Genomic DNA, 25256 nt, shown 5'->3' with positions numbered 1-25256 from the left:
CCCATTGCAGAGCGCAACAAAGTTGTCATCGTTACGCACTCATCGCTGGGAACTCATCGGGTTTCCATCAGTTTTCTGACCCGCTTTCAGGTTTGGACGGTTTTCCCGCGACGGCCGGGGCCTCCACGGGTGGCATGCCAGGCAGGAAGAAGCGTTCGACGGCGGCAGTATCGCCGGCACCCCGAAGGGCCCTGCCAAACGCGCGCCGCTTGATCGCCAATGCCAAGCACTTGTCGTTGGGGTGCAGCCACGCACCCCTGCCGGCCATCCGGCGTCGAACGTCGACGATGACCGCGGACGAACCGCTGCCCTGGGCGACAAGCCGGACAAGCTGGGACCGGGAGCCTTGCTTCCGGCATCCGATGCAGGTACGAACCGGGCCGTGGCCGGGTTCAAGCAGTTCAGCCACGACGTGTCCAACCTGCCTTACGCTACTGGCACCCGATGCCCGGATTGCACAAGCAATCGAGGCACACCGAGGCGCGCGGATACCGGAGGTAAGCCCGGTTACTTCTAGTCTAGCCCCAAGGCGCCGCAGTACTGAAACCGCGACACCGAAACCACGGCACCGAAACGGCTGTACGACTACTGGTTCTTGGCGGCCGCTGCGTCCGACACGATATCGATCCGCCAACCGGTCAGCTTCGCGGCGAGTCGTGCGTTCTGGCCTTCTTTGCCGATGGCCAACGACAACTGGTAATCCGGAACTACCACGCGGGCCGAGCGGGTGGCTTCGTCCGTGATGGTGACCGAATTCACCCGCGACGGCGAGAGTGAGTTGCCAATGAAGGTGGCGGGATCGTCACTGTAGTCGACGATGTCGATCTTTTCGTCGTTGAGTTCGGTCATGACGGCCCGGACCCGCGAACCCATCTCGCCAATGCAAGCACCCTTGGCGTTGATGCCCGGAGCGTTTGCTTTGACGGCGATCTTGGTGCGGTGACCGGCTTCGCGAGCCAGTGCCACGATCTCGACCGAGTGGTCCGCAATCTCCGGAACTTCCATTTCGAAGAGCTTGCGAACAAGTCCCGGGTGCGAGCGGGACAACGTAATCGAGGGACCTTTTGCCCCGCGATGCACGTCAATGACGAAGGCACGCAGACGGCTTCCGTGCGTGTACTTTTCGCCGGGAACCTGCTCGGGCGGCGGCAGGAGTGCCTCCACGGTGCCGAGGTTGACCTGGACCATGTGCGGGTTGTTGCCCTGCTGGATCATTCCGGCTACGAGTTCACCTTCGCGGCCCTTGAACTCGCCGAGCACGTTGTCATCTTCAACGTCGCGGAGGCGCTGAAGGATGATTTGCCGCGCCGTGCTTGCCGCAATGCGGCCGAATCCCGCCGGCGTGTCCTCGAACTCGCCGATCGGCTCGCCGTCGTCGTCAATTTCGGTGGCCCAAATGGTCACGTGGCCGCTCTTGCGGTCCAACTCCGCCCTGGCCTTCTCGAAGGCACCGGGCGTCTTGTGGTAGGCCACCAGCAATGCTTGTTCGATGGTGGGAATCAGGAGATCCAGCGGGATTTCACGCTCACGCTCCAGGAGTCTCAGTGCGCTCATGTCAATATCCATTAGGCCTCCTCAGAAGGTCCATTGTGTTCGTCTTCCAGCGCAGCCTCGGGGAGGTGGCTGAACTCTATCTCGACTTTTCCTTGGCGGATCCTGTCGAAAGGAATGGTGATGGGGTCACCTTGCTTGGGCTTCATGCCCTTCTTGACTTCATGCTCGGGGATGAGCGTGACGTCCGAGGTGCCAACGGACGCAATCCTGCCCAGAAGGTTCTCGCCTTGTTTGACGTTGACCCGGACCATGCGACCGCGGGCGCGGTGCCAGTGGCGCGGTTCGGTCAGCGGACGGCCAATGCCGGGCGAGGAAACTTCAAGGTCGTATGGACGTCCGTCATCGTGGGGATCGTTGTCCAGAATATCCGACAAAGCCTTGGAGACCTCCGCGATGGCATCGAGACTGACACCACCGGTTTGTTCCTGCGGCAGGTCGACGACGACGTGGACGGTCCGGTGCGATCCCGCAACATGGATGGCTACATCTTCGAGGAAGAGCCTGCTGGCGACGACGGCGGGCCCAAGCAGCGCTTTGAGCCTGCTTTCCTCCGGGTTGTGGATGGTGGCCGACGAGTTCGATGCTGTCCGGTCCGTTGAAGCCGTGGCTTCCGAGTCACTCACGATGCTCGCCGCCTCCCGATAGATGTTGTTGTGACTACTAGCCTAACGATTTTCGGAGGCGCTTGGTGCACGGACCTTACCGCCGCCATGACACGATGGTGAGTTGTGAACGGGCGGAGCAGCGAAAGACAAACTGGGCAGAGGTGGGGACAAGTCCTCCTCCTGTCCTTGGTGGCACTCCTCGTTCTGGGCACGGGAATGGTTCTGGTTCCGCGTGAATCCGCCGCTCCCGCCCCACTCTCCTTCTCTGCTACTGCGCGCATCAGCGCGTTGACGGATGCCGTGCGGCTTCGTGAGTCATCGGCACGTTTGGCCCTCACCGGGAGCCCCGCCGGTGGAGGGGGCGATGCTAAAGAGGCCGCGCTAAAAGATGTTGTGACTTTGCTGACAACCCATGCCAGCGCCCTCCTTGGCCCGGATGGAGACTTGCCGGATGGGCGTTCGCCTAGCGGAGCTTCGACGGGCACTGTCACTGGCCCAGGTGCTCCCGCCGCTAACGCCGCGGACCTTGTGTCGGACCTGGCCGCCAGCGGCCGACGTCGGATGGACGACGCACGCAAGGCCGACGGCGGGATCGCGCGGCTGCTGGCCGCCGTCGGATCCGCGCAGTTACTGGAGTCGGGCAAACTGGCTACCCTTTGGCAGTTGCCGGCCCCGTCGTCGACGGCGGCGGCCAACGAGCCTTCCACCAGCCCAACCGCCAAGGCTTCCTGCCAGTCGGCCACTCCCCCGGCCGAGTCCGCCCAAGCGTCCACACCTGCAGCCTTGGCAGCCACCGTGGCTGCGGGCCACCGGGCCGTTTACCTGTACCAGGTCGCCCTCAAACGCTTAGGCGGAGCCGATGCGGCATCGGCCGCAAAAGGCTTGCAGGACCACGAATCACAACTCAAACAGGCTGAAGACTTGACCCGCGCGGAGTGCACCGGAGTTCCCATGCCAGAGGCTGGCTACCGCCTTGACGCAGGGTTCAGCAGGGACCCTGCGGCGTCCCTGGGCGCGCTGGAAATTGGCTCCCTGACCGTCTGGGGTGACCTGATCGCGTTGTCCTCCGGGCCAGCCCGGGATTGGGCCCTGGAAAACTTGCTGCAGACCGGACGGCGAGGACAGCAATGGGGAGCGGCGCTGCCTGAGTTGCCGGGGATAAACCTCCAGCCGGGTTCTTTGCCCACGTTGCCGACGACCTCTGCCATCCCGTCGCGGTAGTCAAGACGTGGGGAAACCGGGAATAGGGGAAGAGACGGGCAAAGATAAGCAAGGGTAAGCGAAAGTAGGCGAGCCTAGCCATGCTGGCCTTGAGGGCTGGCTGGTGCTTGGCTTGATGCATGGCCTCCATCGAAACCACCGCTAAGCATGAGAACGAGCCCCATCGGGATGATTTGGCGCACAGGTTGAACTGGCTGCGTGCCGGCGTCCTCGGCGCCAACGACGGTATCGTTTCCGTCGCCTCCATCCTGGTAGGCGTTGCTGGCGCCACCACGAACACGGGAAACATCTTGGCGGCCGGTGTAGCCGGCTTGGTGGGTGGCGCAATCTCCATGGCTCTTGGCGAATATGTGTCGGTCAGCAGCCAAAGCGACACCCAAAGAGCGCTGATAGAGAAGGAGCGCCGTGAACTCGACGAGCAGCCCGAGGAGGAACTCGACGAGTTGACGGCTATTTACGAGAGCAAGGGCCTCAGCCCTAAAACAGCCCGCTCCGTGGCAGAAGAACTCACGGAACACGACGCCTTGGCGGCCCACCTCTCAGCGGAACTCAACATCCATGAGGACGACATCGTCAGTCCTTGGAGCGCCGCGTTCGCCTCTGCTGTGGCGTTCACCTTGGGGGCGGTGCTGCCTTTGCTTGCCATGCTCCTGCCACCGGCCGGTATGCGCGTCCCGCTCACATTCGCCGCGGTTTTGATCGCACTGGCTATCACTGGCGCGGTCGGCGCCTGGATCGGCGGGGCACCTCGGCTGCGGGCTGCGGTCCGCGTTGTCCTAGGCGGGGCTCTGGCCCTGGCGGCAACGTTCTCCATCGGAACCCTGCTGGGGGCCAGCGGCGTTTTCTAAGGGCAGTGCGCTGGCCCGGAGTTAAGCTGATCGCGTGAACCTTCGAGTGATCGTGCCCATTCCTGGTGATTTGCATGCCCGCTACAACCGCAGCTCTGCTGGACGGGATTGGTTGGCCAGCCTGCCAGGGCTGATCGCCGGGGCGCTGGATCGTTGGGATCTCGGCATAGACCTCGTCCCCGGCCAAGAACCGTGGAATGGCCACGGCGCACTCGTAGTTCCGGTGGTCCGCCAAGGCGGTCAACGCGCTGCCTTGAAAATTGCCTTTCCGCACGAGGAAGCGATGGCGGAAAAGCACGCGCTGGCACTATGGGAAGGCCGCGGAGCAGTACGGCTCCTGGCATCAGAAGCCTCAGACTGCTCGGCAGTGCTCGAACGGCTTGACGCCTCGCGCCGGCTCCAAGACGCGACCCTGGATGAGTCCCGGGACATTTGGGGCGCCATTATGCGTCAGCTCTCCATTGAGCCGGATGACCGCGCTGAGTGGGCTGACCTGGATCACATTGCGGCCACTGCGGAGCGATGGAGCGATGAGTTGCCAGCGGATTGGGAGCGCTTGGACCGGCCATTTCCCAGATGGCTTCTCGAAGCGGCGCTGGAAGTGTGCCAGACGCGGGGAGCCGTGGGACGCCGCTCAGGCACGGACGTGCTCGTTCACACGGACCTTCATTTCATGAACATCCTCGCCACGATGCCTGATGAGCAATCAAGGCGAGGCGCGTACCTGGCCATCGACCCCCAGCCCCAAATCGGTGAGGCAGAGTTCGCGGTGGCTCCGATTTTGTGGAACCGGATCCGGGAGCTGCCGCGGAACAGTCCTGAGGAGGGTCTCTTGGAGCGCTGCCACGACTTCAGTGTGGCCGCGGGTCTGGACCCCGAAACGGCCCGGCAGTGGACCATTGCCCGGGAGGTGGAAAATGCTGTGGCTTATGCCGGGAAGGCCGGACACGAGGCAGACTTAGCCCGTTCGCTCTGGGTGGCCAGCACATTGGCAGGCAAGACCCTGGACGGGCTTCCGCCGGCACACGCCCTGCCCGCCCCGGGCGAGGCAGCCTGACCAAACCCCCGGCAGGCCAAACGGCACCAGGATGCCGCCCAACACGTCACTTGGCGACGTTGTCGTTCCAGACGTCAAGGCCCAGTTTGATGATCAGCGCAGCGACCACGATCAAAAACACGATCCGGACAAACTTGCTCCCCTGGGACACCGCCGCCCTGGCACCCAAGTAGCCCCCGGCCATGTTGGCAAGCCCCAGGACCAGCCCCACACCCCACATCAAAGCGCCGTGGGGCAGGAAGAAAATCAGGGCACCGGCATTAGTGGCCATGTTAACGATTTTGGCCTTGGCGCTGGCCTCCAAGAACGCGTATCCCATGGCCGAAACCAACGCAATAACCAGGAAGGAACCGGTCCCCGGCCCGATCATTCCGTCGTAGAAACCGATCACCGCCCCAATGAGGCACGCCACGACGTAATGCCTGTGGCCCTCGTGGCGCAACGCTGTGAGCTCACCGGCGCCGGGCCGAAGGGCAGTGAAAATGGCGACGGCGATCAGGGCCACCACAATGATGGGCTTAAACACGCTCGCGGGAAGCGACGCGGCCAGGATGGCTCCACAGAAGCTGCCGGCCAACGCGATAACGGCCATCGGAACTGCAGTCTTCAGGTCCGGCCCCACCCGGCGATAGTAGGTGGCGGCGCTGGTGGTGGTGCCAAAAATAGAGCCCATTTTGTTCGTCGCCAAAGCTTGGACGGGCGTGATGCCAGGTACCAACAGCAGGGCGGGGAGCTGGATCAGCCCCCCGCCTCCTACCACGGCGTCAACCCACCCGGCTGCGAATCCTGCCACCACGATGAGGATGAGGGTGGTCAGCTCGATTGATTCGAAGCCGGAAATCACCGGCTTCGTACGGCGTTGACCACGTAGTCCACGGCCTTGTCTACGGCAACGTTCTCGGCTCCGCCGGTGGGGCGGTCCTTGACCTCCACCACACCGTCCACGAGCCCACGCCCAACAGCCAGGATGGTCGGCACACCGACGAGCTCGGCATCACCGAACTTTACGCCGGGTGATACCTTCGGGCGGTCATCGTAAATGACGTCGAGTCCTGCTGCCTCCAGCTCGGCCGAGATCTTCTCAGCCGCCGCAAAGATTTCCTCACCGCGGCCCACTGCCACAACGTGGACGTCCGCAGGGGCGACCGTCCGGGGCCATACGAGGCCGCGATCGTCATGGTTAGCTTCAGCCAAGGCGGCTACCGCGCGCGTTACACCGACGCCGTAGGAGCCCATGGTGACCACCACTTGCTTGCCGTTCTGGTCCAGTACCTTCAGGTCCAGGGCCTCCGCGTACTTGCGGCCCAGCTGGAAGATGTGACCCATTTCGATGCCGCGGGCGGTTTCCAGCGGACCGGAGCCGTCAGGTGCGGGATCCCCTGCCCGGACTTCGGTGCATTCGATGACGCCATCCCACGTGAAGTCACGGCCGGCCACCAACCCAAACACGTGCTTGCCCCCAGCATTGGCGCCGGTGACCCAGCTGGTACCGGAGACAACCCGGGGGTCCACCAGGTAAAGCACCTTGGACGAGCCTTCAAGGCCCAGAACAGGTTCGGTCAGGGACAGGCCGGGGCCGATGTAGCCCTTGACGAGCCAAGGCAGCTTCTTGAGGTCTTCTTCGTTGGCAGCTTCCAGCCCGATTTCACCGGCAATCGGCAAGAAGGAACCGATGTTGGCCTCTACCCGTTTAAGATCCACCGCACGGTCGCCCGGCACGCCGATAACAACGATCTGGCGCTCACCGGTTGGCAGCGTCACGGCAAGAACCACGTTCTTGAGCGTGTCAGCAGCGGCCCAAGCGCCGCCGTCGGACTCGCTGCGCGGAGCCAGGCAGTTCGCCGCATCCACCAGGGTATCGATGGTCGGGGTGTTCGGAGTGTCCATCACCTGGGCGGCGGGCGCGTTGGTGAAGTCGATCTCCGGCGGAACAACAGTGGTGACCGCCTCGACGTTGGCATAGTAGCCGCCGGCTGAACGGACGAAGGTATCCTCACCGATCTCGGTTGGGAACAGGAATTCCTCGCTCTTGGATCCACCCATGGCGCCTGCCGTGGCAGCCACCGGAATAACTTCCAGGCCGAGGCGCTCGAAGATCTTCACATAAGCGGCACGGTGGGCTGCGTAGCTGGCGTCCAGGCCGGCGTCGTCGACGTCGAACGAGTAGGAGTCCTTCATGATGAACTCGCGTCCGCGCAGGAGGCCTGCCCGGGGACGGGCTTCGTCGCGGTACTTGTTCTGGATCTGGTACAGGCTCAGCGGCAGGTCCTTGTAGGACGAGTACAGGTCCTTCACCAGGAGCGTGAACATTTCCTCATGCGTGGGGGCAAGGAGGTAGTCCGCACCCTTGCGGTCCTGGAGACGGAAAAGACCTTCGCCGTATTCGGTCCACCGATTGGTGGCCTCGTAAGGTTCGCGCGGCAGCAACGCCGGGAAGTGGACTTCCTGGGCCCCGATTGCGGCCATTTCCTGGCGAATGATCTCCTCGACCTTCCGCAGGACGCTCAGGCCCAAGGGAAGCCACGTGTAGATCCCGGGGGCGGCGCGGCGAATATAGCCGGCCCGGACCAGGAGCTTGTGGCTTGCGACCTCGGCGTCGACGGGATCTTCGCGCAAGGTGCGCAGGAACAGCTGGGAAAGACGAAGGACCACGTGTTCGTATCCGTTTCTATGGCAGATGTGGCGAAATCAACTGCCTACCAATCTACCGGTTCCGCACTCCGCGCCCCGCAACCAACAGGCGCCGGTAACAACAGAAGAGCCACGCCGTCGCGTCTGGAAGCCCCTGGCCGCTTCCGGCTGGTCATCCTGCGATGGCGTGGCTCAGCGGCCGATCGGCCGCAGGCTCTGTCGTGTGACTAGTCTTCCGTTCCCTCCAGCGGAACGGAATCACCTGCGACTGGGATGCGTTGGTTACTGCCGAGCTTCAGGATGGTGTGGCTGCCCGCGGCACCCTTCAAGGTCATTGTCATGAATCCCCCATCAACCATCCGCGCCCCAACGACACGGCTTGGGACGAACTTATGTGATTGCAGCCACATTTTCAAGAAGGCGATTTCTCTATGGCTCGACATTGTCGCACTCCCCTTGACCGTTGCCGCTGGCGGGCATATCTTTTTAATTCATCAGGTGATGAATTACGTGCATTCACGGAGGCCGGCATGTCCCACATCGCACACCACAACGTCCGACCAGCCGATGCGGCCCCAAGGGCCGGCGTTGGACAGAAGGAAGCCATCGCCGCAGCTGGCCTTCATATCTCGCGGGGACGCACCAAGATCCTCCGCGGACTGGATTTCACCGTCGGCGCCGGGCAGATCACTGGACTTCTGGGCCCCTCGGGAAGCGGCAAGACCACTCTCATGCGCGCCATCGTAGGGGTCCAAAGGATCACCAGCGGATCCATCAATGTCCTCGGACTTCCGGCGGGGAGCGCCCCCCTGAGGCACGACGTCGGATACGTCACCCAAGGCGCCAGCGTCTATGGCGACCTCAGCGTCGAAGCCAACGTCAAGTACTTCGGAGCGATGCACGGGGCAACGGCCGCCGATGCTGCCGAGGCGATTGCCGCCGTCGGGCTGGGGTCATTCGCGAAACAGAAAGCGTCGGACCTTTCCGGAGGCCAATTCAGCCGCGTTTCCTTGGCCTGCGCATTGGTTTCCCATCCCAAGCTGCTGGTGCTGGACGAGCCCACGGTGGGACTGGACCCGGTTCTTCGCGCCGAACTCTGGGAACGCTTCAGCGCCATGGCGGCTTACGGGACCACGCTTTTGGTCTCAAGCCACGTCATGGAGGAAGCATCGCACTGTTCATCATTGCTGCTCCTTCGGGACGGTCTGCTCCTGGCTCACCTGACACCGGCCGAACTCGCTGAGCGTGGCAGAAGCGATGACCTGGAGAAGGCATTCCTGACCATGATCAAAACCTCCGACCGAACCAACCTCGATGATGGGCACAACGAAAGTCCGGTGGCACGATGAACCCCCGAATGACCCTGGCAACCACCACCCGCGTCTTGGGACAGCTCCGGCACGATCACCGCAGCGTGGCACTCATCCTCGTGGTGCCGGCGTTGTTGCTGACCGCCGTCTACTTCCTGTACGAGAACGAGACCCTTCCGCCCGGCGTGCCACGGACTTTCGACCGGGTCGGCCTGATGATGCTGGCAATCTTTCCGTTCGTTGTGATGTTCCTGGTCACCTCGATCACAATGCTGCGAGAGCGGACGTCCGGCACCCTGGAACGCCTTCTGACGACGCCGATCCACAAGGCAGATCTGCTCTTCGGCTACGCGCTCGCGTTTTCCATCATGGCGGCACTCCAGTCCGTGGTGGCAACCGCCGTGGCTTACTGGGTTTTCAACTTGGATATCCAAGGCAGCCCAGGGCTGGTTGTACTGATTGCGGTGATCAACGCAGTACTTGGCGTCGCGCTCGGCCTGTTTTGCTCGGCGTTCGCACGCACGGAGTTCCAAGCCGTCCAATTCATGCCAGTGGTGGTGGTGCCCCAGATCCTCCTTTGCGGCCTTTTCGTGGCCCGCGACCACATGAACGACGTCCTGGACGCGATCTCCGGGGTTCTGCCCTTGACGTTCTCGGTAGATGCGCTGAAGGAGATCGCCACCAATGCCGAGGCGACTTCCGCCATGTGGCAAGACACGCTGATCATGGCCGGAATCGTGCTCGTGGTCCTCGTCCTCGCATCCCTGACCCTGCGGCGGCAAACCAAGTGAGCTTCCAGGGGGTCCGGCGAGGCCGTCGCAGCGCCGGCGATCACTCCCGTGACGACATCCTTGCTGCCGCGCGTAAGTTGTTCGCCGAACAGGGCTTTGACGGCACCAGCCTGCGGCAGGTAGCGCGGGAAGCCGCCGTGGATCCGGCCATGGTGCACCACTTCTTCAAGGGGAAAGACGAGTTGTTCGCCTCCAGCGTCGAGTTGCCGGCGGACCCTGCGGTGTTCCTTGCCGACGTCGAAACCTCGAGCCCAAGCAGGCGCGCGGAGGCGATTGTCCGGGCGGTGCTGCTCCTCTGGGAGGGCCCGGCCCACCATGGCCTCATCGCGTTTGTCCGCGGAACGCTGGGCTCCACGGCGAAGACCGCCCTCATGCGCGAGATGGTGAACAGGACCATCCTGACGCGCTTGATGGTGGGGCTTCCAGGCCCTGCCCAAGAGGTAAGGATGCGCGGCAACCTCGTGGCCACGCAGGTGGTGGGCCTGATGCTGGTCCGCTATGTGGTGCGCTTGGAGCCGATCGCCTCCGCAACGCAAGAGGACGTGATCCGCATGGTGGCCCCAAACATCCAGCGGTACCTCACCGGCGACCTCGACTCCCCCTTGTAGCCCGCATCGCCCATGTAGCTCGCTGGGCCTAGAAGAGCACCGTCGCGAAGGTACCAACTTGTTCGAAACCAACACGCTCGTATGCTGCCCGTGCTTTGGCGTTGTAATCGTTCACGTACAGGCTCGTCACCGGGGCGAACGTGCGGGACAGATTTACGACGGCGGCCATGTAGCCGGCGCTCCGGCCGTGGCCACGTAATCCGGGATTCATCCATACACCCTGAACTTGCGTGGCGTTACGAGTCACAGCACCGAGTTCGGCTTTGAAGACCACGGTGCCGTCCTCGATATGTACCAACGAGTGCCCTTGCCTGATGAGGCCTGCCACCCGTCGACTGTAAAACTCTTGGCCACCGAGAAACGGCGAGTAGCCGACTTCCTCCTCGAACATCGCCGCGCAGGCCGGCAGGAGGCGGTCAAAATCGTCCATGGTGGCAACGCTCAGCGCCGGGTTCGCACCGATGGCCGGGCTTCCCGATATGGCAAGGAGTGGTTGGCATGACCGGACTTCGTGCGCCGGGTGGCCCAACTGTTCGAAAACCGAGTACAGGGCCAGCACGGACTCAGCGGACCCGAAGATCGAGGCATAGCGGCGGCCTGTCTGATGGGCCGCGGTTGCGACGTGCCGGGCCAACGCCGGGTCCAGCTGGATCGGAACCAGGTTAGCCCCGGCCCAGCAGGCGCCCAGAAGGTTTCCGTCGTCGAACACTCCAAAAATACTTGCGCCGGCGCTGGTTGGAGCCGCTGTCCCGGTACTGTCCAGTTGCGCCAGGATGAAGACGTTCGCCACCGGATCTTCCTGCGCCAGAGCACGAAGAGCCGGGGTGTCGGCACTGCCGAGCACCCTGACTCCCAGGCCGGTCCCGTTACGAGACGCTAACCACGGGGCCGCCTTTGACAGCATCTTCGCCACCGGCCTCCCCAATCTCTTCAGCGATGCGCATGGCTTCTTCGATCAGTGTCTCAACAATCTGGCTCTCGGGCACAGTCTTGATGACTTCACCCTTGACGAAAATCTGGCCTTTGCCATTTCCGGAGGCGACGCCGAGATCAGCTTCACGTGCTTCGCCGGGACCGTTGACGACGCAGCCCATGACAGCGACCCGGAGCGGGACCTCCATGCCTTCCAAACCGGCGGTCACCTGCTCGGCCAACGTGTAAACGTCAACCTGGGCGCGGCCACACGACGGGCAGGAGACGATTTCAAGCTTGCGTGGGCGCAGGTTCAAGGACTGCAGGATCTGGTTGCCGACCTTGATTTCCTCCACCGGCGGAGCTGAGAGCGAAACACGGATGGTGTCGCCGATTCCGCGGGAGAGCAACGCACCGAAGGCGGTGGCGGATTTGATGGTGCCTTGGAACGCCGGCCCCGCTTCCGTGACGCCCAAGTGCAGGGGCCAGTCGCCCTTTTCGGCGAGCATCTCGTAAGCGGCCACCATGATCACGGGGTCGTTGTGCTTGACGGAAATCTTGAAATCGTGGAAGCCGTGCTCTTCGAAGAGCGAGGCTTCCCAGACGGCTGATTCAACCAGGGCTTCCGGAGTGGCCTTGCCGTATTTCTTCATGATGCCCGGCTCCAGGGAACCGGCATTGACGCCGATCCGGATGGAGGTGCCGTGATCCTTGGCTGCGGCCGCGATCTCTTTGACCTGGTCATCGAATTTACGGATGTTTCCTGGATTCACGCGGACTGCCGCGCACCCGGCCTCGATGGCGGCAAAGACGTACTTCGGCTGGAAGTGGATGTCCGCAATGACCGGGATCTGGGATTTGCGCGCGATGATCGGCAACGCCTCGGCATCATCGGCAGAGGGGCACGCAACGCGGACAATGTCGCAACCGGAAGCCGTCAGTTCGGCGATCTGCTGCAGTGTTGCGTTGATGTCCGTGGTGGGGGTTGTGGTCATGGACTGCACACTGATGGGTGAGTCTGATCCAACGCCAACGGACCCTACCTTGATTTGGCGAGTCTTGCGGCGCGGCGCCAGGACGGGGGGTGGGGCGGCTGGCATTCCCAGGCTGACCGAGGTCACGTGGACTCCTTGGGTTGGGGTGGATCGTTGTGTGGTGAATCGTTGGGGTGAAGGGCCTTTTAGGAAGCGTGCTCAGCCAGAAGGCCGATGACGGGAGACCACTCGGTGGTACGGATGCCGGCAATGACCCCGGCCTCAGCGAACGGATCCTTCATGAGGAGATCGGTAAGGGCGGCTTCGCCTGCGGCCTTGAACACCAGGAGCGCTCCGGCACCGTCACCGTACGGGCCGCTGGCCAACAGCTGTCCAGCCTCAGCCAAGTCACCGAGCCAAGCTCGGTGGGCTGGCCGGGTCTCATCACGGATGGCATCGGATTCTGCGACGTATACGTACTCAACGGCAAAAACAGTCATGGGACTAGCCTATCCCGCCGCTTTAGCCGAAGATGTTCACGGGCTTGACGATATCGGCATAGATCAGCAACGCGCTCATGGCCATCAGCAACGCCGCCACGACGTAGGTTGCCGGCAACAACTTCGCGATGTCGAACGCGCCAGGGTCGGGTTTGCCTCGCCATTTGGCCACACGACGCCGGGCCCCCTCGTACAGCGCTCCGGCCACATGTCCGCCGTCGAGAGGCAGCAACGGCACCAGGTTGAAGATTGCCAAGGCAAAATTGAGGCCGGCCAGCAGCCCCACAAGGGTTCCGATGCGGGCCTGCAAAGGCACCTGTTCCATGGCCGCTACCTCGCCGGCAACCCGCCCGACCCCCACCACGCTGATGGGGCCGTTTGGATCCCGCGGCTCAGCGCTGAACGCCGCTTTCGCGACTCCCACTACCCGGGCCGGCAGATTGAAGATGACGCCGGATATTTGGGCGATGTTCTGCCCCGCCATGGGCAAGACGGACGACGCCGGTTGCGGCACCAAGGCGCTTTGGGCGCCGATCCCGAGGAAACCGACCTCTTGGTACTTCAGAGCGCCACTGGCATCCTGTTCTTGCCGGCCATCGGCGCCAACCACCGGCCTGGAGGACAAAACGGGCGTCACGGACGTGGTTACTTCGGAGCCGTTGCGCTCCACCGTGATGGCGACGGCTTTCCCGGCCGATGCCCGGATCCAGCCGGTGAGCTCGTCCCAACTGGTGACCGGCCTACCGTCGAAGGATTTGATGGTGTCATTGGGTTGGAGGCCAGCGGCCGCAGCCGGCGTAAGTTTGCAGTCGGTGGAATTGGGATCCACCGTTTTCCCGGCAGCCACCTGGCACTTGGAGACGTCTGCGATCGTGGTGGTGGCTGTGGCAACACCAAACCCCATCAAAAGCACGGCCAGCAAGACCAAACCGATGAGCATGTTCATGGCGGGCCCGCCCAACATGATGATGATCTTCTTCCACACGGGAAGTTTGTAGAAAACGCGGGCCTCGTCCGCGGGACCAACTTCCTCGTGTGCCATGGAACGCGCTTCGGTAGCGAGCGTTTGGAACATTCCGGTACTCGAAGGCCTGACACCGCCGTCGTCCTTATTGGGTGGATACATGCCGATCATGGCGACGTAACCGCCCAAAGGCAGGGCCTTGAAGCCGTACTCTGTCTCGCCTCGCTTCGTGGACCAAATGGTGGGGCCGAACCCGATCATGTACTTAGTGACGCGCACCTTGAAGAGTTTCGCGGGCACCAGGTGGCCCACCTCGTGAAGGGCAATGGAAATCGCGACGCCTAGGGCGACGAACACGACTCCGAGGATGAAAAGAAGGACGGGATTCATACCGATGGGACTGCTTCCATAAAAAGATGCTTCTAACGGGCGCTGGTGGCTAAACGATCATGGGTCCGGGTGCGTGCCCACTTCTCAGCATCCAGCACGGACTCCACTGTTAGCTCCGAGGAACCTGAGTGTTCGCTGAGTACGGACTCCACAGTGTCAACGACGTCAGTGAAGCGGATGTGCCCTCCGTGGAAAGCAGTCACGGCTTCCTCGTTGGCAGCATTGAACACTGCCGGATAGGTGCTGCCTTGCTTCGCGGCCTCCTTGGCGAGTTCCACGGCGGGAAACGCGACGCTATCCAACGGCTCGAACGTCCAACTGGTGGCTTGGCTCCAATCGCAGGGCGTCGCAGCGCGGGGAACCCGGTCTGGCCAGCCAAGCCCCAAGGCGATCGGCAACCGCATGTCCGGAGGCGAGGCTTGCGCGATAATGGAGCCGTCCACGAACTGGACCATCGAGTGGACCACTGATTGCGGATGGACTACGACGTCGATCCTGTCCAGGGGAACGTCGAAGAGCAAATGCGCCTCGATCACTTCCAAGCCCTTGTTGACCAGGCTTGCCGAGTTGGTGGTGACCATGAGGCCCATGTCCCAGGTGGGGTGGGCGAGCGCCTCCTGCGGGGTGACATCGCGAAGTTGTTCCCGCGAACGCCCCCGGAACGGCCCGCCGGAGGCAGTGAGGATCAGTTTGTCCACTTCCCCGGGGGTGCCTGATCGCAGGCACTGGGCGATCGCCGAATGCTCGGAATCAACGGGGACTATTTGCCCGTCACATGCCGCAGCTTTGACCAGGGAACCGCCCACTATCAGTGATTCCTTGTTGGCCAAGGCCAAGGTGGCACCCGTGCCGAGGGCAGCCAGCGTCGGCGCAAGTCCAATGGAACCGGTGATGCCGTTGAGGACGACGTCGCACTCAATGGCCGCGATCTCTGTGGAGGCGTTGGGGCCGACGAAGATCTCCGGGCGGAAGTTGCGCAAACCTGCCTGCCCAGCGGCGGCGTTGATCAGTTGCTCCAGGCTCCCAGCGTCCCCGTCGGCGATGCCGACGGCCTGAGCCCGTGTGTGGACGGCCTGCTGCGCGATGAGTTCGAGGTTTCCGCCGCCAGCGCTCAGCGCAACCACCTCGAAAAGGTGCGGGGCGGCGTCGACGACGTCGATCGCCTGCGTGCCGATGGAACCGGTGGACCCGAGGATGACGATCTTGCGCGGCTGCATAGTCCAAGTATCCCAGCCTCGGCTCAGGGCTGCGAACGCGCCGTGGAAGCACGACGGCGGAGGCCCTCGGGGCGCTGCCTAGGCGGGCCGTTCCCCAGCCGGAGGCGCCGTGGAACCGCGAACGACCACCTGCGTGGCAAGTTCCACGCGATGAGAGTCCAACACTTCCCCCCGAGCTTGGCGCAGCACCGACCGCAGCGCCGCCCGGCCCATTTCCTCCAACGGTTGGGCGACGGAACTCAGCGGAGGGACTGACTCCTCCCCTTGCCTGGTGCCGTCGAATCCGATGAGGCTGATGTCGTTGGGAATGCTCACGCCTTGCCGTACGGCTTCGCTGAGGACACCCAGGGCGATGCTGTCGCTTCCTGCAAAAATTGCGGTGGGGCGCTGTTCGAGCTCCAGCAACTGCTGAAATCCCGCCACCCCGCTCTCACGCCGGAATTTCCCGCCGGAAACAATGTACCGGGGCTCCACGGGAAGGCCCCGCGCCATCAGTGCGGCCATGTATCCGTGCAGTCGGGCCTGATTGCACTCGGCCGCCTCTATGCCGCCGATATATGCGATGCGCCGGTGACCCAAGTCCAGCAAATGCTCAGTTGCCGCCTTGCCGCCGGCCCAGTTGGTCGTCCCCACACTCACCACATCTGCCGAGGGGGGATTGAGCGGGTCAATGACGACCACCGGAATGTGACGACGCCGGAACGCGTGCAGTTGCGCTTCACTGAAGGCGGACGTCACAACGATCATGCCGGCCCTGCCTACATCGGCGATGCGCTGGGCTCGACGTTCCGGGCTTGGGCGGCCGGAGGGGTCCGTCACGCTCACGAGAATCTCGACGTCGGCGCTCGCCGCAAAGGCGAGGATGCCGGCGAGCACCTCGATCGTGTATCCGGAGTCAAGGACGTCAACGACGACCTCCACGACCGGGGTAAGGTCCGCGACGGATCGGCGCTGTACCGGCGATTGATACCCCACCTGTTCGAGCGCGGCCAGCACACGCGCCCTGGTTTTGGGGGCAACATCGTCACGTCCGTTGACGACCTTGGAAACGGTGGGGGCCGAGACGCCGGCTTCGCGGGCGATGGTCGCCAACGTGGCCTTCGTCCCACTAGCTGCAGTGACCATGAGCGTTCGCAATCTTTCGAGAATTTATCGTGGCTTCATTCTGACGAATCCCCAGGACCGGGTCAACAAGACCCGCCGTGCCCGGCAGCCTTCTGCAAAAACCCTTGACGGTGCGCATCAACCCCATTAGTTTAGGTCGTGATCTAATTCGCTTGTTTCGAAATATTTCGAGAATTTGCCAATAGATGCCAGTTCCCTGAAGCGACTTTCAATTGGAGAAGCAATGAAGCAATCTCAAACATCCCGGCGCTCCTTTCTCGCCCTTGCTGCCCTCACTCCCCTGGCCGCCATGACCACCACCGCTTGTGGGACTTCCGGCCCCGGCTCCTCCAGTGGCGGTGGGGCGAGCATGTGGTATTTGACCGGCGAGCCTAACCAGACAATCGAGCAGAAGGCTGTTGACGCTTTCAACTCCGCCAACCCGAACAATAAGATTTCCACCACGTTCTTCCAGAACGACGCTTACAAGACCAAGATCAAGACCGCCATCGGTGCCGGGCAGGCTCCCACCATCATCTACGGCTGGGGCGGCGGCACTCTGAAGGCATACGCCGAGGCCAACCAGGTGGATGACCTCACCAGTTGGTTCGACCAGAACCCGGACGTGAAAAACAAGTTCTTCCCCTCCGTCTTTGGTGCAGCCACCGTCAACGGCAAGATCTACGCCATACCCAACCAATACATTGCCCCGATTGTCCTCTTCTACAACAAGGAGCTCTTCGCCAAGGCCGGCGTTCAGCCTCCCAAAACGTGGGACGACATCATGTCGCTGGTCAAGACCTTCAATGGCATGGGAGTGGCACCATTCGCGTTGGGAGGCCAGTCGCGATGGACATCCATGATGTGGCTGGAGTACCTATTGGACCGCATCGGCGGCGCGGGCGTGTTCAAGGCAATATTCGAAGGCAAACCCAACGCATGGATGGACCCGGCAGTGATCGAGACCGGCACCAAAATTCAGGAACTCGTTTCGGCCGATGGATTCATCAAGGGCTTCTCCTCCATCACCGCAGACTCCAACGCCGATCAAGCACTTCTGTTCACTGGCAAGGCGGCAATGATGCTGCACGGTTCCTGGACCTATGGCTCCATGAAAAAGGACGGGCAGAACTTCGTTCAGAACGGAAAGCTGGGCTTCGTCAACTTCCCGACAGTCGCCGGTGGCAAGGGCGACCCCAAGAATGGCGTGGGAAACCCGGCCCAATACATGTCCATCTCGTCCAAGGCCAGCGATGCGGAGAAGGAGTCAGCCAAGAAGTTCTTCAAGGATGGGATCCTGACCGACACGGTCCTCACGGCCTACGTCAACACCGGTTCCGTTCCCATCGTCAACGGCATCGAGGACAAGCTCAGCGCTTCGGCGGACAAGGATTTCCTCAACTTCGTCTACGACATGGCCAAGAACGCTCCCAACTTCCAACAGTCCTGGGACCAGGCGCTGAGTCCGACTGCTGCTGAGGCGTTGCTGAACAACATCGATCAACTCTTCCTGAAATCAATCACGCCGCAGCAATTCGCCCAAAACATGAATGCCACCCTCGGCAAATGAGTAACGCTGTCTCCACTGCAGAAAAGTCCTCCACCGCGGCCGCAAGTGGGGCCGTTCGCACCCGGGGGAACAAAGGTGGCCTTGCCTGGCTGACGTTGCCCGCCCTGGTGGTCTTCGTGGTGTTCGCCATCGTTCCACTCGTTGGTGTGATCATCCTTAGTTTCACCAGCTGGGACGGTATCGGCGCTATCGGCTCGGCCGGCGTGAGCAATTGGCTCTCCGTTTTTTCGGATCCGGGCCTCTATAACTCCTTGGGGCTGACCTTCCTCATCATGATCGCTTCATGGCTGGTCCAGACCCCCATCAGCCTGCTGCTCGGAGTCTTTACCGCCGGAAGCCAGCGCTACCGGGCGGCGTTGGCAGTCCTGTACTTCCTTCCGTTGCTCCTCTCTTCTGCTGCCGTAGCCATTGCCTACAAGGCGCTGCTCGACCCAAATTTCGGTCTGGCCACGGGCTTGGGGCTGCCGCTTCTGGCCCAGGACTGGCTGGGTGTGCCCCAACTCGCCGTAGGCCTGGTCATCTTCGTCATTGCCTGGCAGTTCGTGCCCTTCCACACGCTCATCTACCAAGGTGGCGTCCGCCAGATCCCGAAGTCCCTGTATGAGGCAGCGCAGATTGACGGGGCAGGAACAGTCAAGCAGTTCTTCAGCATCACGCTGCCGCAGCTGAAGTACACCATCATCACTTCCTCAACCCTGATGGTGGTCGGATCCCTGACGTATTTCGACCTGATCTTCGTCCTCACCGGCGGAGGCCCCGGGAACTCCACCCGGATCCTCGCCTTGGACATGTACCTGCGCGGGTTCCGGGCCAACCTGATGGGGCCGGCGAGCGTCATTGCCGTTGTCCTCGTCGTCATAGGCCTTGTCCTGGCCCTGTTCCTGCAGCGCCTTGGAGGCAAGGACAAGCAGAGCAGCCAATTGGAAGGTTTGTAGGATGAGCACCACCCTCACCAGCGCCAAAGAAACCATGCCCACCCCGCCGGCCACAACACGGCAGGGTCTGGGATTCCGGATGCGGCGGCTGAACATTGTCGGAGGCCTCGGCGGCTGGATGTGGCTCGCCATCATCATCATTCCGATCTACTACATCGTCATCACCAGCTTGAAGACGCAATCAGGCTACTTCGGCCAGAACCCGCTGGCGCCGCCGTCGTCTCCCACTCTGGAAAATTATCAACTGGTGCTGGATTCGGACTTCGCCAGGTACTTCCTCAACAGTGTCATCGTCACGGCAGGTTCCGTCATCCCCACGGTGCTGGTCTCCTTCATGGCAGCTTTCGCGATCGTCCGAGGCAAGGGCCGATTCCTCAAGCTGGTAAACGGCGTGTTCCTCATGGGCCTGGCAATCCCACTCCAGGCCACCATCATCCCGATCTACCTGATGATCATCCGGTTCAACTTGTATGACAGCCTTCTGGCGCTCATGCTGCCCTCGATCGCTTTCGCCATTCCGTTGACGGTTCTGATCCTGTCCAACTTCATTCGCGACGTACCAAACGAGCTCTTTGAATCAATGCGCCTGGACGGCTGCAGCGAGTGGCAGACCCTGTGGCGGCTGGCGTTGCCGCTGACCAGGCCCGCAATTGTCACCGTGGCTATCTACAACGGGCTTCAGGTGTGGAACGGGTTCCTCCTCCCCCTCGTGCTGACCCAAAGCCCCGGTCTTCGCGTCCTGCCCCTGGGGTTATGGACATTCCAAGGCGAGTTCAGCGTCAACATCCCGGCAGTGCTCGCCTCAGTTGTCCTCAGCACCTTGCCCATCCTGGTGCTTTATGTGCTCGGCCGCCGTCAGCTACTCAGTGGCCTGACGGCCGGTTTCAGCAAGTAGTGGCCGGAAATATGAAAGGAGCATGTGATGACTGAATCCAAACCCCTCCGTGTTGGCATGGTGGGCTACTCATTCATGGGCGCCGCGCACTCCCATGCTTGGCGCACCGCTCCCCGTTTCTTCGACCTTCCGCTGGCACCGCAACTTGCCGCCGTAGCCGGCCGGAATGAAGAAGCCGTCTGGGCGGCGGCCACCAAGTACGGCTGGGACTCTGTGGAAACGGATTGGCGACGCTTGATTGAGCGGGACGACATCGATCTCATCGATATCTGCACGCCCGGTAACACGCACGCTGAGATCGCGATCGCCGCCCTTGAAGCGGGAAAGCACGTCCTGTGCGAAAAGCCCTTGGCTAACTCCGTCGCCGAAGCTGAGAAAATGACCGCTGTGGCCGAGGCCGCGGCAGCACGGGGCGTGTTGTCCATGTGCGGGTTCAGCTATCGCCGGACTCCGGCGCTGGCCCTTGCCAAGCGGATGGTCGACGACGGCCGCCTGGGTCAGATCCGGCATGTACGGGCCCAATACCTGCAGGACTGGTTAAGCGACGCCGACGCACCATTGACCTGGCGCATGGACAAGTCGAAATCAGGTTCGGGTTCATTGGGCGATATCGGTGCACACAGCATCGACGCCGCCCAATGGATCACCGGGCTGAACATCTCCGGCGTCTCCGCGCTGATGGAAACGTTCGTCAAAGAGCGCCCGGTGGGCGGCGACTTCGTGGGACTTGGTGGGCGTGGGGGCACGGACGGCCCCAAGGGCCCAGTGACAGTGGACGACGCCGCGTTGTTCACGGCCCGCTTTGAGGCACCGGACGACGCCGGGATAGCAGGAGGCCCGGGCAAAACAGGCTTGGGCAAAACAGGCTCGGGCCCCGCGGGTCCCATCGGCATCTTCGAAGCGACCCGCTTCGCCTTGGGCCGCAAGAACGCCATGCGCCTGGAACTCAACGGCACCAAGGGATCCATCGCTTTCGATTTCGAGGACATGAACTCCTTGCAGTTCTACGAATCCTCGTTGGAACCGGACGCCGGCTTCCGGAAAATCATGGTCACTGAGCCGTCCCACCCTTACACGGGTAACTGGTGGCCTACTGGCCATGGCCTGGGATATGAGCACGGATTCACACACCAGGTGGTGGATCTCGTCACGGCCATCGGCGCGGGCGAGCAGCCCTCGCCGTCGTTCGCTGATGCTTTGCAGGTGCAAAAAGTGCTTGCAGCCGTCGAGGCGAGCGCGGAGAACTCAAGTCGCTGGCAGATCGTCTGAAAGGAGACATCATGAACAGACCCATTACGCTCTTCACAGGTCAATGGGCCGATCTTCCCTTCGAGGAAGTTGCACGGCTCGCAAGCGAGTGGGGCTTTGACGGCTTGGAGATCGCTTGTTGGGGCGATCACCTGGACCCGCAGCTCGTTGTTGATGACGACGCGTACCTTCAAGGCAAGCTCGACATCCTGGAGAAGTACCAGTTGAAGGTCCATGCGATCGCGAACCATCTCACCGGGCAGGCAGTCTGCGACGATCCCATTGATGAGCGGCATCAGGACATTCTCCCGCCCTCCGTGTGGGGTGACGGTAGCCCCGAAGGGGTGCGGCAGCGTGCGGCCGAGGCGATGAAGACTACTGCCCGGGCTGCGGCACGGCTCGGAGTGGACACCGTCACGGGTTTTTCCGGCTCGTCCATTTGGAAGTGCGTCGCCATGTTCCCGCCTGCCTCCGACGCCATGATCGAGCGGGGTTACCAAGACTTCGCCGAGCGCTGGAACCCCATCCTGGATGTCTTTGACGAGGTTGGTGTCCGGTTTGCGTTGGAAGTCCACCCGTCGGAAATCGCCTACGACTACTGGACAACCAAGCGGACCTTGGAAGCCATCGGCCACAGGGAATCATTCGGCGTGAATTTCGACCCCTCCCATTTCATCTGGCAGGACCTGGATCCGGTGATGTTCCTCCAGGACTTCGCGGACAAGATCTTCCACGTCCACGTCAAGGAGTCCATCCGCCAACTCAACGGACGCAATGGCCGCCTCGGGTCCCACCTACCGTGGGCAGATCCCCGGCGTGGCTGGGACTTCGTCACGGCCGGACATGGCGATGTGAACTGGGAACCGATTTTCCGCACGCTGAACGCGATCGGATATGCAGGGCCCACCACCATCGAATGGGAGGACGCAGGAATGGACCGGTTGGTCGGCGCTCCCCAGGCGTTGGACATGGTCCGCAAATTAGCAGCTATCCAACCTCCCGCCGCGGCTTTTGACGCCGCTTTCGCTAGTCGTTGAAACTGACGCGCACATAGCCCTGACTCACACCTGAGACGCCCCGAAACGAAGGAAGCAATGACAAGCAACAGCAAGACAGCACTGGTGGTTCGCGGCGGCTGGGACGGACACCAGCCGGTGGAAGCCACCGAACTGTTCCTCCCCTACCTGCGTGAGAACGGTTACGAGGTTCGTGTGGAAGAGTCGCCCAAGATCTACGCCGACGCCGACTACATGGCCGGCGTGGACCTCATTGTGCAGTGCATGACGATGTCCACTATCGAAAAGGACGAGTTCGAGGGGCTCCGCACCGCCGTCGAAAACGGCACGGGCCTTGCAGGCTGGCACGGCGGCATCGCCGATTCCTACCGTAACAACTCGGACTACCTCCACTTGATCGGCGGCCAATTTGCCTGCCATCCGGGCAAGCACCCTGACGAGCTGACGGGTGAGCAGTCGGACAACTACGTTCCCTACACCTTGAATATGCTGCCCGCGGCCGCCGAACACCCCATCACCCAGGGAATAGGCGACTTCGATCTCATCACCGAGCAGTACTGGGTGTTATCTGACGACTACATCGACGTTCTGGCAACCACCACCCAAAAAGTCCGTGAATGGGACCCATGGAACCGCGAAGTCACCTCACCCGCCATCTGGACCCGGCAATGGGGGAAAGGCAGGATCTTCGTCTCCACTCCCGGACATCGAGTGGAAATCCTCCAGGACCAGAACGTACGCACCATCATCGAAAGGGGAATGCTTTGGGCAACGCGCTAAAGGCAGACCAGCCCGTGAACGTGGGCATCATCGGTTGCGGGGCCATCATCGCCCAGTACCTCACCAACTTCCGCCGCCTGGATTCCATCAACCTGGTGGCTGTGGCGGACTTGGACCCGGCCCGCGCCAAGGCAGTTGCGGATTCCTACGACGGCGTTCGCGCGCTTTCTGTGGATGATCTCCTTGCAGCGGACGATGTGGACCTCGTCCTGAACCTCACCATCCCGGCCGCGCATGCCGACGTCGCCCTCAAGGCCATCGCCGCCGGTAAATCCGTCTACGGTGAGAAGCCATTGGCAGCCACCACGGCGGAAGCCAGGAAGGTACTCGACGCGGCTTCGGCGGCCGGAGTGGTGGTTGGTTGCGCTCCTGACACTGTCCTGGGTACCGGCATCCAGACAGCCCGCAAGGCGATCGACGACGGCCTGATTGGGGCACCGGTTTCGGCCACCGCCACCATGGCGACACCAGGACACGAACGCTGGCATCCCAACCCCGATTTCTATTACCAGCCCGGCGGCGGCCCACTCTTGGACATGGGCCCCTACTACGTCTCGGCACTCGTCACACTGCTGGGACCGGTGGTTTCGGTGATCGGTGCAGCAAGCCACACCCGCAACGAGCGCACCATCGGCGCGGGCCCGCGGGAGGGCCAGAAAGTCCCCGTTGACATCGATTCCCACGTCACGGGCGTCCTGGTCCACCAATCGGGGGCACTGTCCACCCTGTTCATGAGCTTCGACGCCGTCAAGACCAAGAGCCCTAATATCGAGGTCCACGGCGAGACCGGTTCGCTGGTGGTCCCGGATCCGAACTATTTCGACGGCGAAGTTCAGCTGTTCGCCCTTGGCGCCGAGGACTGGGAGACACTCCCGGTCTCCGCGGGCTACGTGGATTCGGGACGAGGTTTCGGCATTGCCGACCTTGCGGCCACCCCTCCCGGCGAAGAACCTCGTGCCGGTGGCAAGCTGGCGTTCCATGCCCTTGAGGTCATGGAGTCCGTCTTGGAATCGGCGCGAACAGGCCAAGCCGTAGCCATCCGGAGCACCGCGCCGCGGCCCGCAGCCGTTGAACTGACAGAACTCTCGACGACGGTACGCGCCTAGCCCTTCGCGTCCCCCGCCGAGATGTCGGTTAATGCCAGTAATGCCAGTAATGCCAGTAATGCCAGTAATGCCAGTGTTCCAGCACTTTATGGGCATTAAATGGCATCTCGGCGGCGCGAGCGGGCCTTAGAGTGCCAGCTGACCCGCCCGGAGAAGTACCGATTGGGCGTGCTTGAGGATGGGACCATCGATCATCTGGCCCTTGAATTGGAACACGCCAGTACCGGCTGCGGATGCTGCTGCCAGTAACTCGGTTGCGTGAGCCACTGCCTCCGGAGCCGGGGCGTAAGCTTCCCGAACCACCGCTACTTGCTTCGGATGGATGCACGCCTTCGCGCCGAAGCCACTGGCAACGGCATCGCGGGACTCCTCGGCCAGACCTTCGAGGTCCGGGATGTTCACGTACACGGAGTCGATGGCTTCCTTGCCTGCGGCCTTGGCGGCGAGCAGCACAGCGGAGCGTGAGTGCAGGGCCACGGCCCGGTACCCGCCGTCGTCGTTCCTGCTGGAGAGGCCACCGAGGGAAGCGAGCAGGTCCTCCGCCCCCCACATCAGTCCAACAACGTTGGGTTCGGCCGCAATAGCCGGAGCGTTCACAACCCCGGCCGCCGTCTCGCAAAGAGCTATCACCTGGTACTCCGCCAAAGCACGGAGTTGCTCCGCGCCCTCGGCCTTGGCCAACATAACGGTCCGGTAAGGAGTCTTGGCCAGCAACTCGATATCCTGTGCGAACTCGGGCGTCCCCACTGGATTCACGCGGACTATGGTCCTGCCTGGTTCCAAACCGCCGTCGCGGACTTGCTCGAAAATCGCTTGCCGGGCAGCGGATTTATCGCCCGGAGCGACTGCGTCCTCAAGGTCCAGAATCACGGCATCGGCACGGTCGGCCGCCTTCCCGAATCGCTCTGGCCGGTCCGCTGGGCAAAACAAGAGGGCCGGGCCCATGGTGAAAGGCAAGGCTGCCGCCGGGGACGTCGAGTCGGGAGAAAGCATGGGTTTCCTAGCTGCTGGAGTGTCAGG

Annotated in this window: 25 protein-coding genes; 13 read left to right on the top strand and 12 right to left on the bottom strand. The window is 62.4% G+C overall.

Annotated elements, in window-relative coordinates; all coding sequences use genetic code 11:
• Positions 1 to 67 precede the first annotated feature (67 nt).
• From QRN04_RS13755 to rimP, 3 genes are all read right to left on the bottom strand, one after another.
• The gene (locus QRN04_RS13755; RefSeq protein WP_284976584.1) at positions 68 to 409 is read right to left on the bottom strand and encodes a YlxR family protein; all 342 of its coding nucleotides are present in this window, start codon (positions 407 to 409) and stop codon (positions 68 to 70) included.
• Positions 410 to 585: 176 nt separating this feature from the next.
• On the bottom strand, positions 586 to 1566 hold the full coding sequence (gene nusA / locus QRN04_RS13750; RefSeq protein WP_284976583.1) for a transcription termination factor NusA: 981 nt from the start codon (positions 1564 to 1566) through the stop codon (positions 586 to 588).
• Positions 1566 to 2177 carry a ribosome maturation factor RimP gene (gene rimP / locus QRN04_RS13745; RefSeq protein ID WP_284976582.1) on the bottom strand — a complete coding sequence of 204 codons (612 nt, stop codon included), beginning with the start codon at positions 2175 to 2177 and terminating at the stop codon, positions 1566 to 1568. The genes nusA and rimP overlap by 1 nt, the downstream gene beginning before the upstream one ends.
• Positions 2178 to 2348: 171 nt before the next feature.
• On the opposite strand from rimP, the gene QRN04_RS13740 reads away from it, so the two are divergent.
• The 3 genes from QRN04_RS13740 to QRN04_RS13730 all read left to right on the top strand — a co-directional run bounded on the left by QRN04_RS13740 (position 2349) and on the right by QRN04_RS13730 (position 5285).
• Positions 2349 to 3380, top strand: coding sequence for a DUF4439 domain-containing protein (locus tag QRN04_RS13740; RefSeq protein WP_284976581.1), 1032 nt, complete (start codon positions 2349 to 2351; stop codon positions 3378 to 3380).
• 119 nt (positions 3381 to 3499) lie between these two features.
• On the top strand, positions 3500 to 4228 hold the full coding sequence (locus QRN04_RS13735) for a VIT1/CCC1 transporter family protein (protein WP_284976580.1): 729 nt from the start codon (positions 3500 to 3502) through the stop codon (positions 4226 to 4228).
• 34 nt (positions 4229 to 4262) lie between these two features.
• Positions 4263 to 5285, top strand: coding sequence for an aminoglycoside phosphotransferase family protein (locus tag QRN04_RS13730; protein ID WP_284976579.1), 1023 nt, complete (start codon positions 4263 to 4265; stop codon positions 5283 to 5285).
• A 46-nt stretch (positions 5286 to 5331) separates the two neighbouring features.
• Here the strand turns inward: QRN04_RS13730 and QRN04_RS13725 are convergent, their stop codons facing one another.
• Together QRN04_RS13725 and QRN04_RS13720 are read right to left on the bottom strand one after the other, a co-directional pair.
• On the bottom strand, positions 5332 to 6129 hold the full coding sequence (locus QRN04_RS13725; RefSeq protein ID WP_284976578.1) for a sulfite exporter TauE/SafE family protein: 798 nt from the start codon (positions 6127 to 6129) through the stop codon (positions 5332 to 5334).
• Positions 6126 to 7937, bottom strand: a complete 1812-nt coding sequence (locus tag QRN04_RS13720; RefSeq protein ID WP_284976577.1) for a proline--tRNA ligase — start codon at positions 7935 to 7937, stop codon at positions 6126 to 6128. Before QRN04_RS13720 ends, QRN04_RS13725 begins: the two co-directional genes overlap by 4 nt.
• A gap of 509 nt (positions 7938 to 8446) precedes the next feature.
• Between QRN04_RS13720 and QRN04_RS13715 the strand changes: the two genes are divergently transcribed.
• The 3 genes from QRN04_RS13715 to QRN04_RS13705 are packed head-to-tail and all read left to right on the top strand — an operon-like array spanning position 8447 to position 10625.
• Positions 8447 to 9265, top strand: a complete 819-nt coding sequence (locus tag QRN04_RS13715; RefSeq protein WP_284976576.1) for an ABC transporter ATP-binding protein — start codon at positions 8447 to 8449, stop codon at positions 9263 to 9265.
• An 8-nt stretch (positions 9266 to 9273) separates the two neighbouring features.
• A complete protein-coding gene (locus QRN04_RS13710; protein WP_284976575.1) occupies positions 9274 to 10017 on the top strand; it encodes an ABC transporter permease in 744 nt (247 codons plus the stop codon).
• Positions 10014 to 10625 (top strand): TetR/AcrR family transcriptional regulator, encoded by a 612-nt coding sequence (locus QRN04_RS13705; RefSeq protein ID WP_284976574.1) that lies wholly within the window; start codon positions 10014 to 10016, stop codon positions 10623 to 10625. Before QRN04_RS13710 ends, QRN04_RS13705 begins: the two co-directional genes overlap by 4 nt.
• Before the next feature lie 28 nt (positions 10626 to 10653).
• Here the strand turns inward: QRN04_RS13705 and QRN04_RS13700 are convergent, their stop codons facing one another.
• The 6 genes from QRN04_RS13700 to QRN04_RS13675 all read right to left on the bottom strand — a co-directional run bounded on the left by QRN04_RS13700 (position 10654) and on the right by QRN04_RS13675 (position 16707).
• Entirely contained in the window at positions 10654 to 11529 is an 876-nt protein-coding gene (locus QRN04_RS13700) for a GNAT family N-acetyltransferase (protein ID WP_284976655.1), read from the bottom strand.
• A complete protein-coding gene (gene ispG / locus QRN04_RS13695) occupies positions 11492 to 12658 on the bottom strand; it encodes a flavodoxin-dependent (E)-4-hydroxy-3-methylbut-2-enyl-diphosphate synthase (protein WP_284976573.1) in 1167 nt (388 codons plus the stop codon). The genes QRN04_RS13700 and ispG overlap by 38 nt, the downstream gene beginning before the upstream one ends.
• A 59-nt stretch (positions 12659 to 12717) precedes the next feature.
• Positions 12718 to 13011, bottom strand: a complete 294-nt coding sequence (locus QRN04_RS13690; RefSeq protein WP_284976572.1) for a YciI family protein — start codon at positions 13009 to 13011, stop codon at positions 12718 to 12720.
• Positions 13012 to 13033: 22 nt separating this feature from the next.
• Positions 13034 to 14365, bottom strand: a complete 1332-nt coding sequence (locus QRN04_RS13685; protein ID WP_284976571.1) for a M50 family metallopeptidase — start codon at positions 14363 to 14365, stop codon at positions 13034 to 13036.
• Between the two features lie 32 nt (positions 14366 to 14397).
• Complete coding sequence (gene dxr, locus QRN04_RS13680) at positions 14398 to 15582, bottom strand: 1-deoxy-D-xylulose-5-phosphate reductoisomerase (RefSeq protein WP_284976570.1); 1185 nt, start codon at positions 15580 to 15582, stop codon at positions 14398 to 14400.
• Positions 15583 to 15660: 78 nt separating this feature from the next.
• The gene (locus tag QRN04_RS13675; RefSeq protein WP_284976569.1) at positions 15661 to 16707 is read right to left on the bottom strand and encodes a LacI family DNA-binding transcriptional regulator; all 1047 of its coding nucleotides are present in this window, start codon (positions 16705 to 16707) and stop codon (positions 15661 to 15663) included.
• Positions 16708 to 16930: 223 nt separating this feature from the next.
• Here QRN04_RS13675 and QRN04_RS13670 point away from each other — a divergent pair, with 223 nt between their 5' ends.
• Genes QRN04_RS13670 through QRN04_RS13640 form a run of 7 tightly spaced genes read left to right on the top strand, consistent with a single transcriptional unit; the run spans position 16931 to position 24236 of the window.
• On the top strand, positions 16931 to 18256 hold the full coding sequence (locus QRN04_RS13670; RefSeq protein ID WP_284976568.1) for an extracellular solute-binding protein: 1326 nt from the start codon (positions 16931 to 16933) through the stop codon (positions 18254 to 18256).
• Positions 18253 to 19191, top strand: coding sequence for a carbohydrate ABC transporter permease (locus QRN04_RS13665; RefSeq protein ID WP_284976567.1), 939 nt, complete (start codon positions 18253 to 18255; stop codon positions 19189 to 19191). The genes QRN04_RS13670 and QRN04_RS13665 overlap by 4 nt, the downstream gene beginning before the upstream one ends.
• 1 nt (position 19192) lies before the next feature.
• On the top strand, positions 19193 to 20086 hold the full coding sequence (locus QRN04_RS13660; RefSeq protein ID WP_502868801.1) for a carbohydrate ABC transporter permease: 894 nt from the start codon (positions 19193 to 19195) through the stop codon (positions 20084 to 20086).
• A gap of 27 nt (positions 20087 to 20113) precedes the next feature.
• A complete protein-coding gene (locus QRN04_RS13655) occupies positions 20114 to 21355 on the top strand; it encodes a Gfo/Idh/MocA family protein (RefSeq protein ID WP_284976566.1) in 1242 nt (413 codons plus the stop codon).
• 11 nt (positions 21356 to 21366) lie between these two features.
• On the top strand, positions 21367 to 22371 hold the full coding sequence (locus QRN04_RS13650) for a sugar phosphate isomerase/epimerase family protein (RefSeq protein ID WP_284976565.1): 1005 nt from the start codon (positions 21367 to 21369) through the stop codon (positions 22369 to 22371).
• Positions 22372 to 22428: 57 nt separating this feature from the next.
• Complete coding sequence (locus tag QRN04_RS13645) at positions 22429 to 23130, top strand: ThuA domain-containing protein (protein WP_284976564.1); 702 nt, start codon at positions 22429 to 22431, stop codon at positions 23128 to 23130.
• Positions 23115 to 24236, top strand: a complete 1122-nt coding sequence (locus QRN04_RS13640) for a Gfo/Idh/MocA family protein (RefSeq protein WP_284976563.1) — start codon at positions 23115 to 23117, stop codon at positions 24234 to 24236. Before QRN04_RS13645 ends, QRN04_RS13640 begins: the two co-directional genes overlap by 16 nt.
• 126 nt (positions 24237 to 24362) lie before the next feature.
• On the opposite strand, the gene QRN04_RS13635 is transcribed toward QRN04_RS13640, so the two are convergent.
• Positions 24363 to 25229 (bottom strand): HpcH/HpaI aldolase/citrate lyase family protein, encoded by an 867-nt coding sequence (locus QRN04_RS13635; RefSeq protein WP_284976562.1) that lies wholly within the window; start codon positions 25227 to 25229, stop codon positions 24363 to 24365.
• Positions 25230 to 25256: the final 27 nt, after the last annotated feature.

This window comes from Arthrobacter sp. efr-133-TYG-104, from assembly GCF_030208915.1.
GTDB lineage: Bacteria > Actinomycetota > Actinomycetes > Actinomycetales > Micrococcaceae > Arthrobacter.
This window is presented reverse-complemented; position numbering and strand designations above follow the sequence as displayed.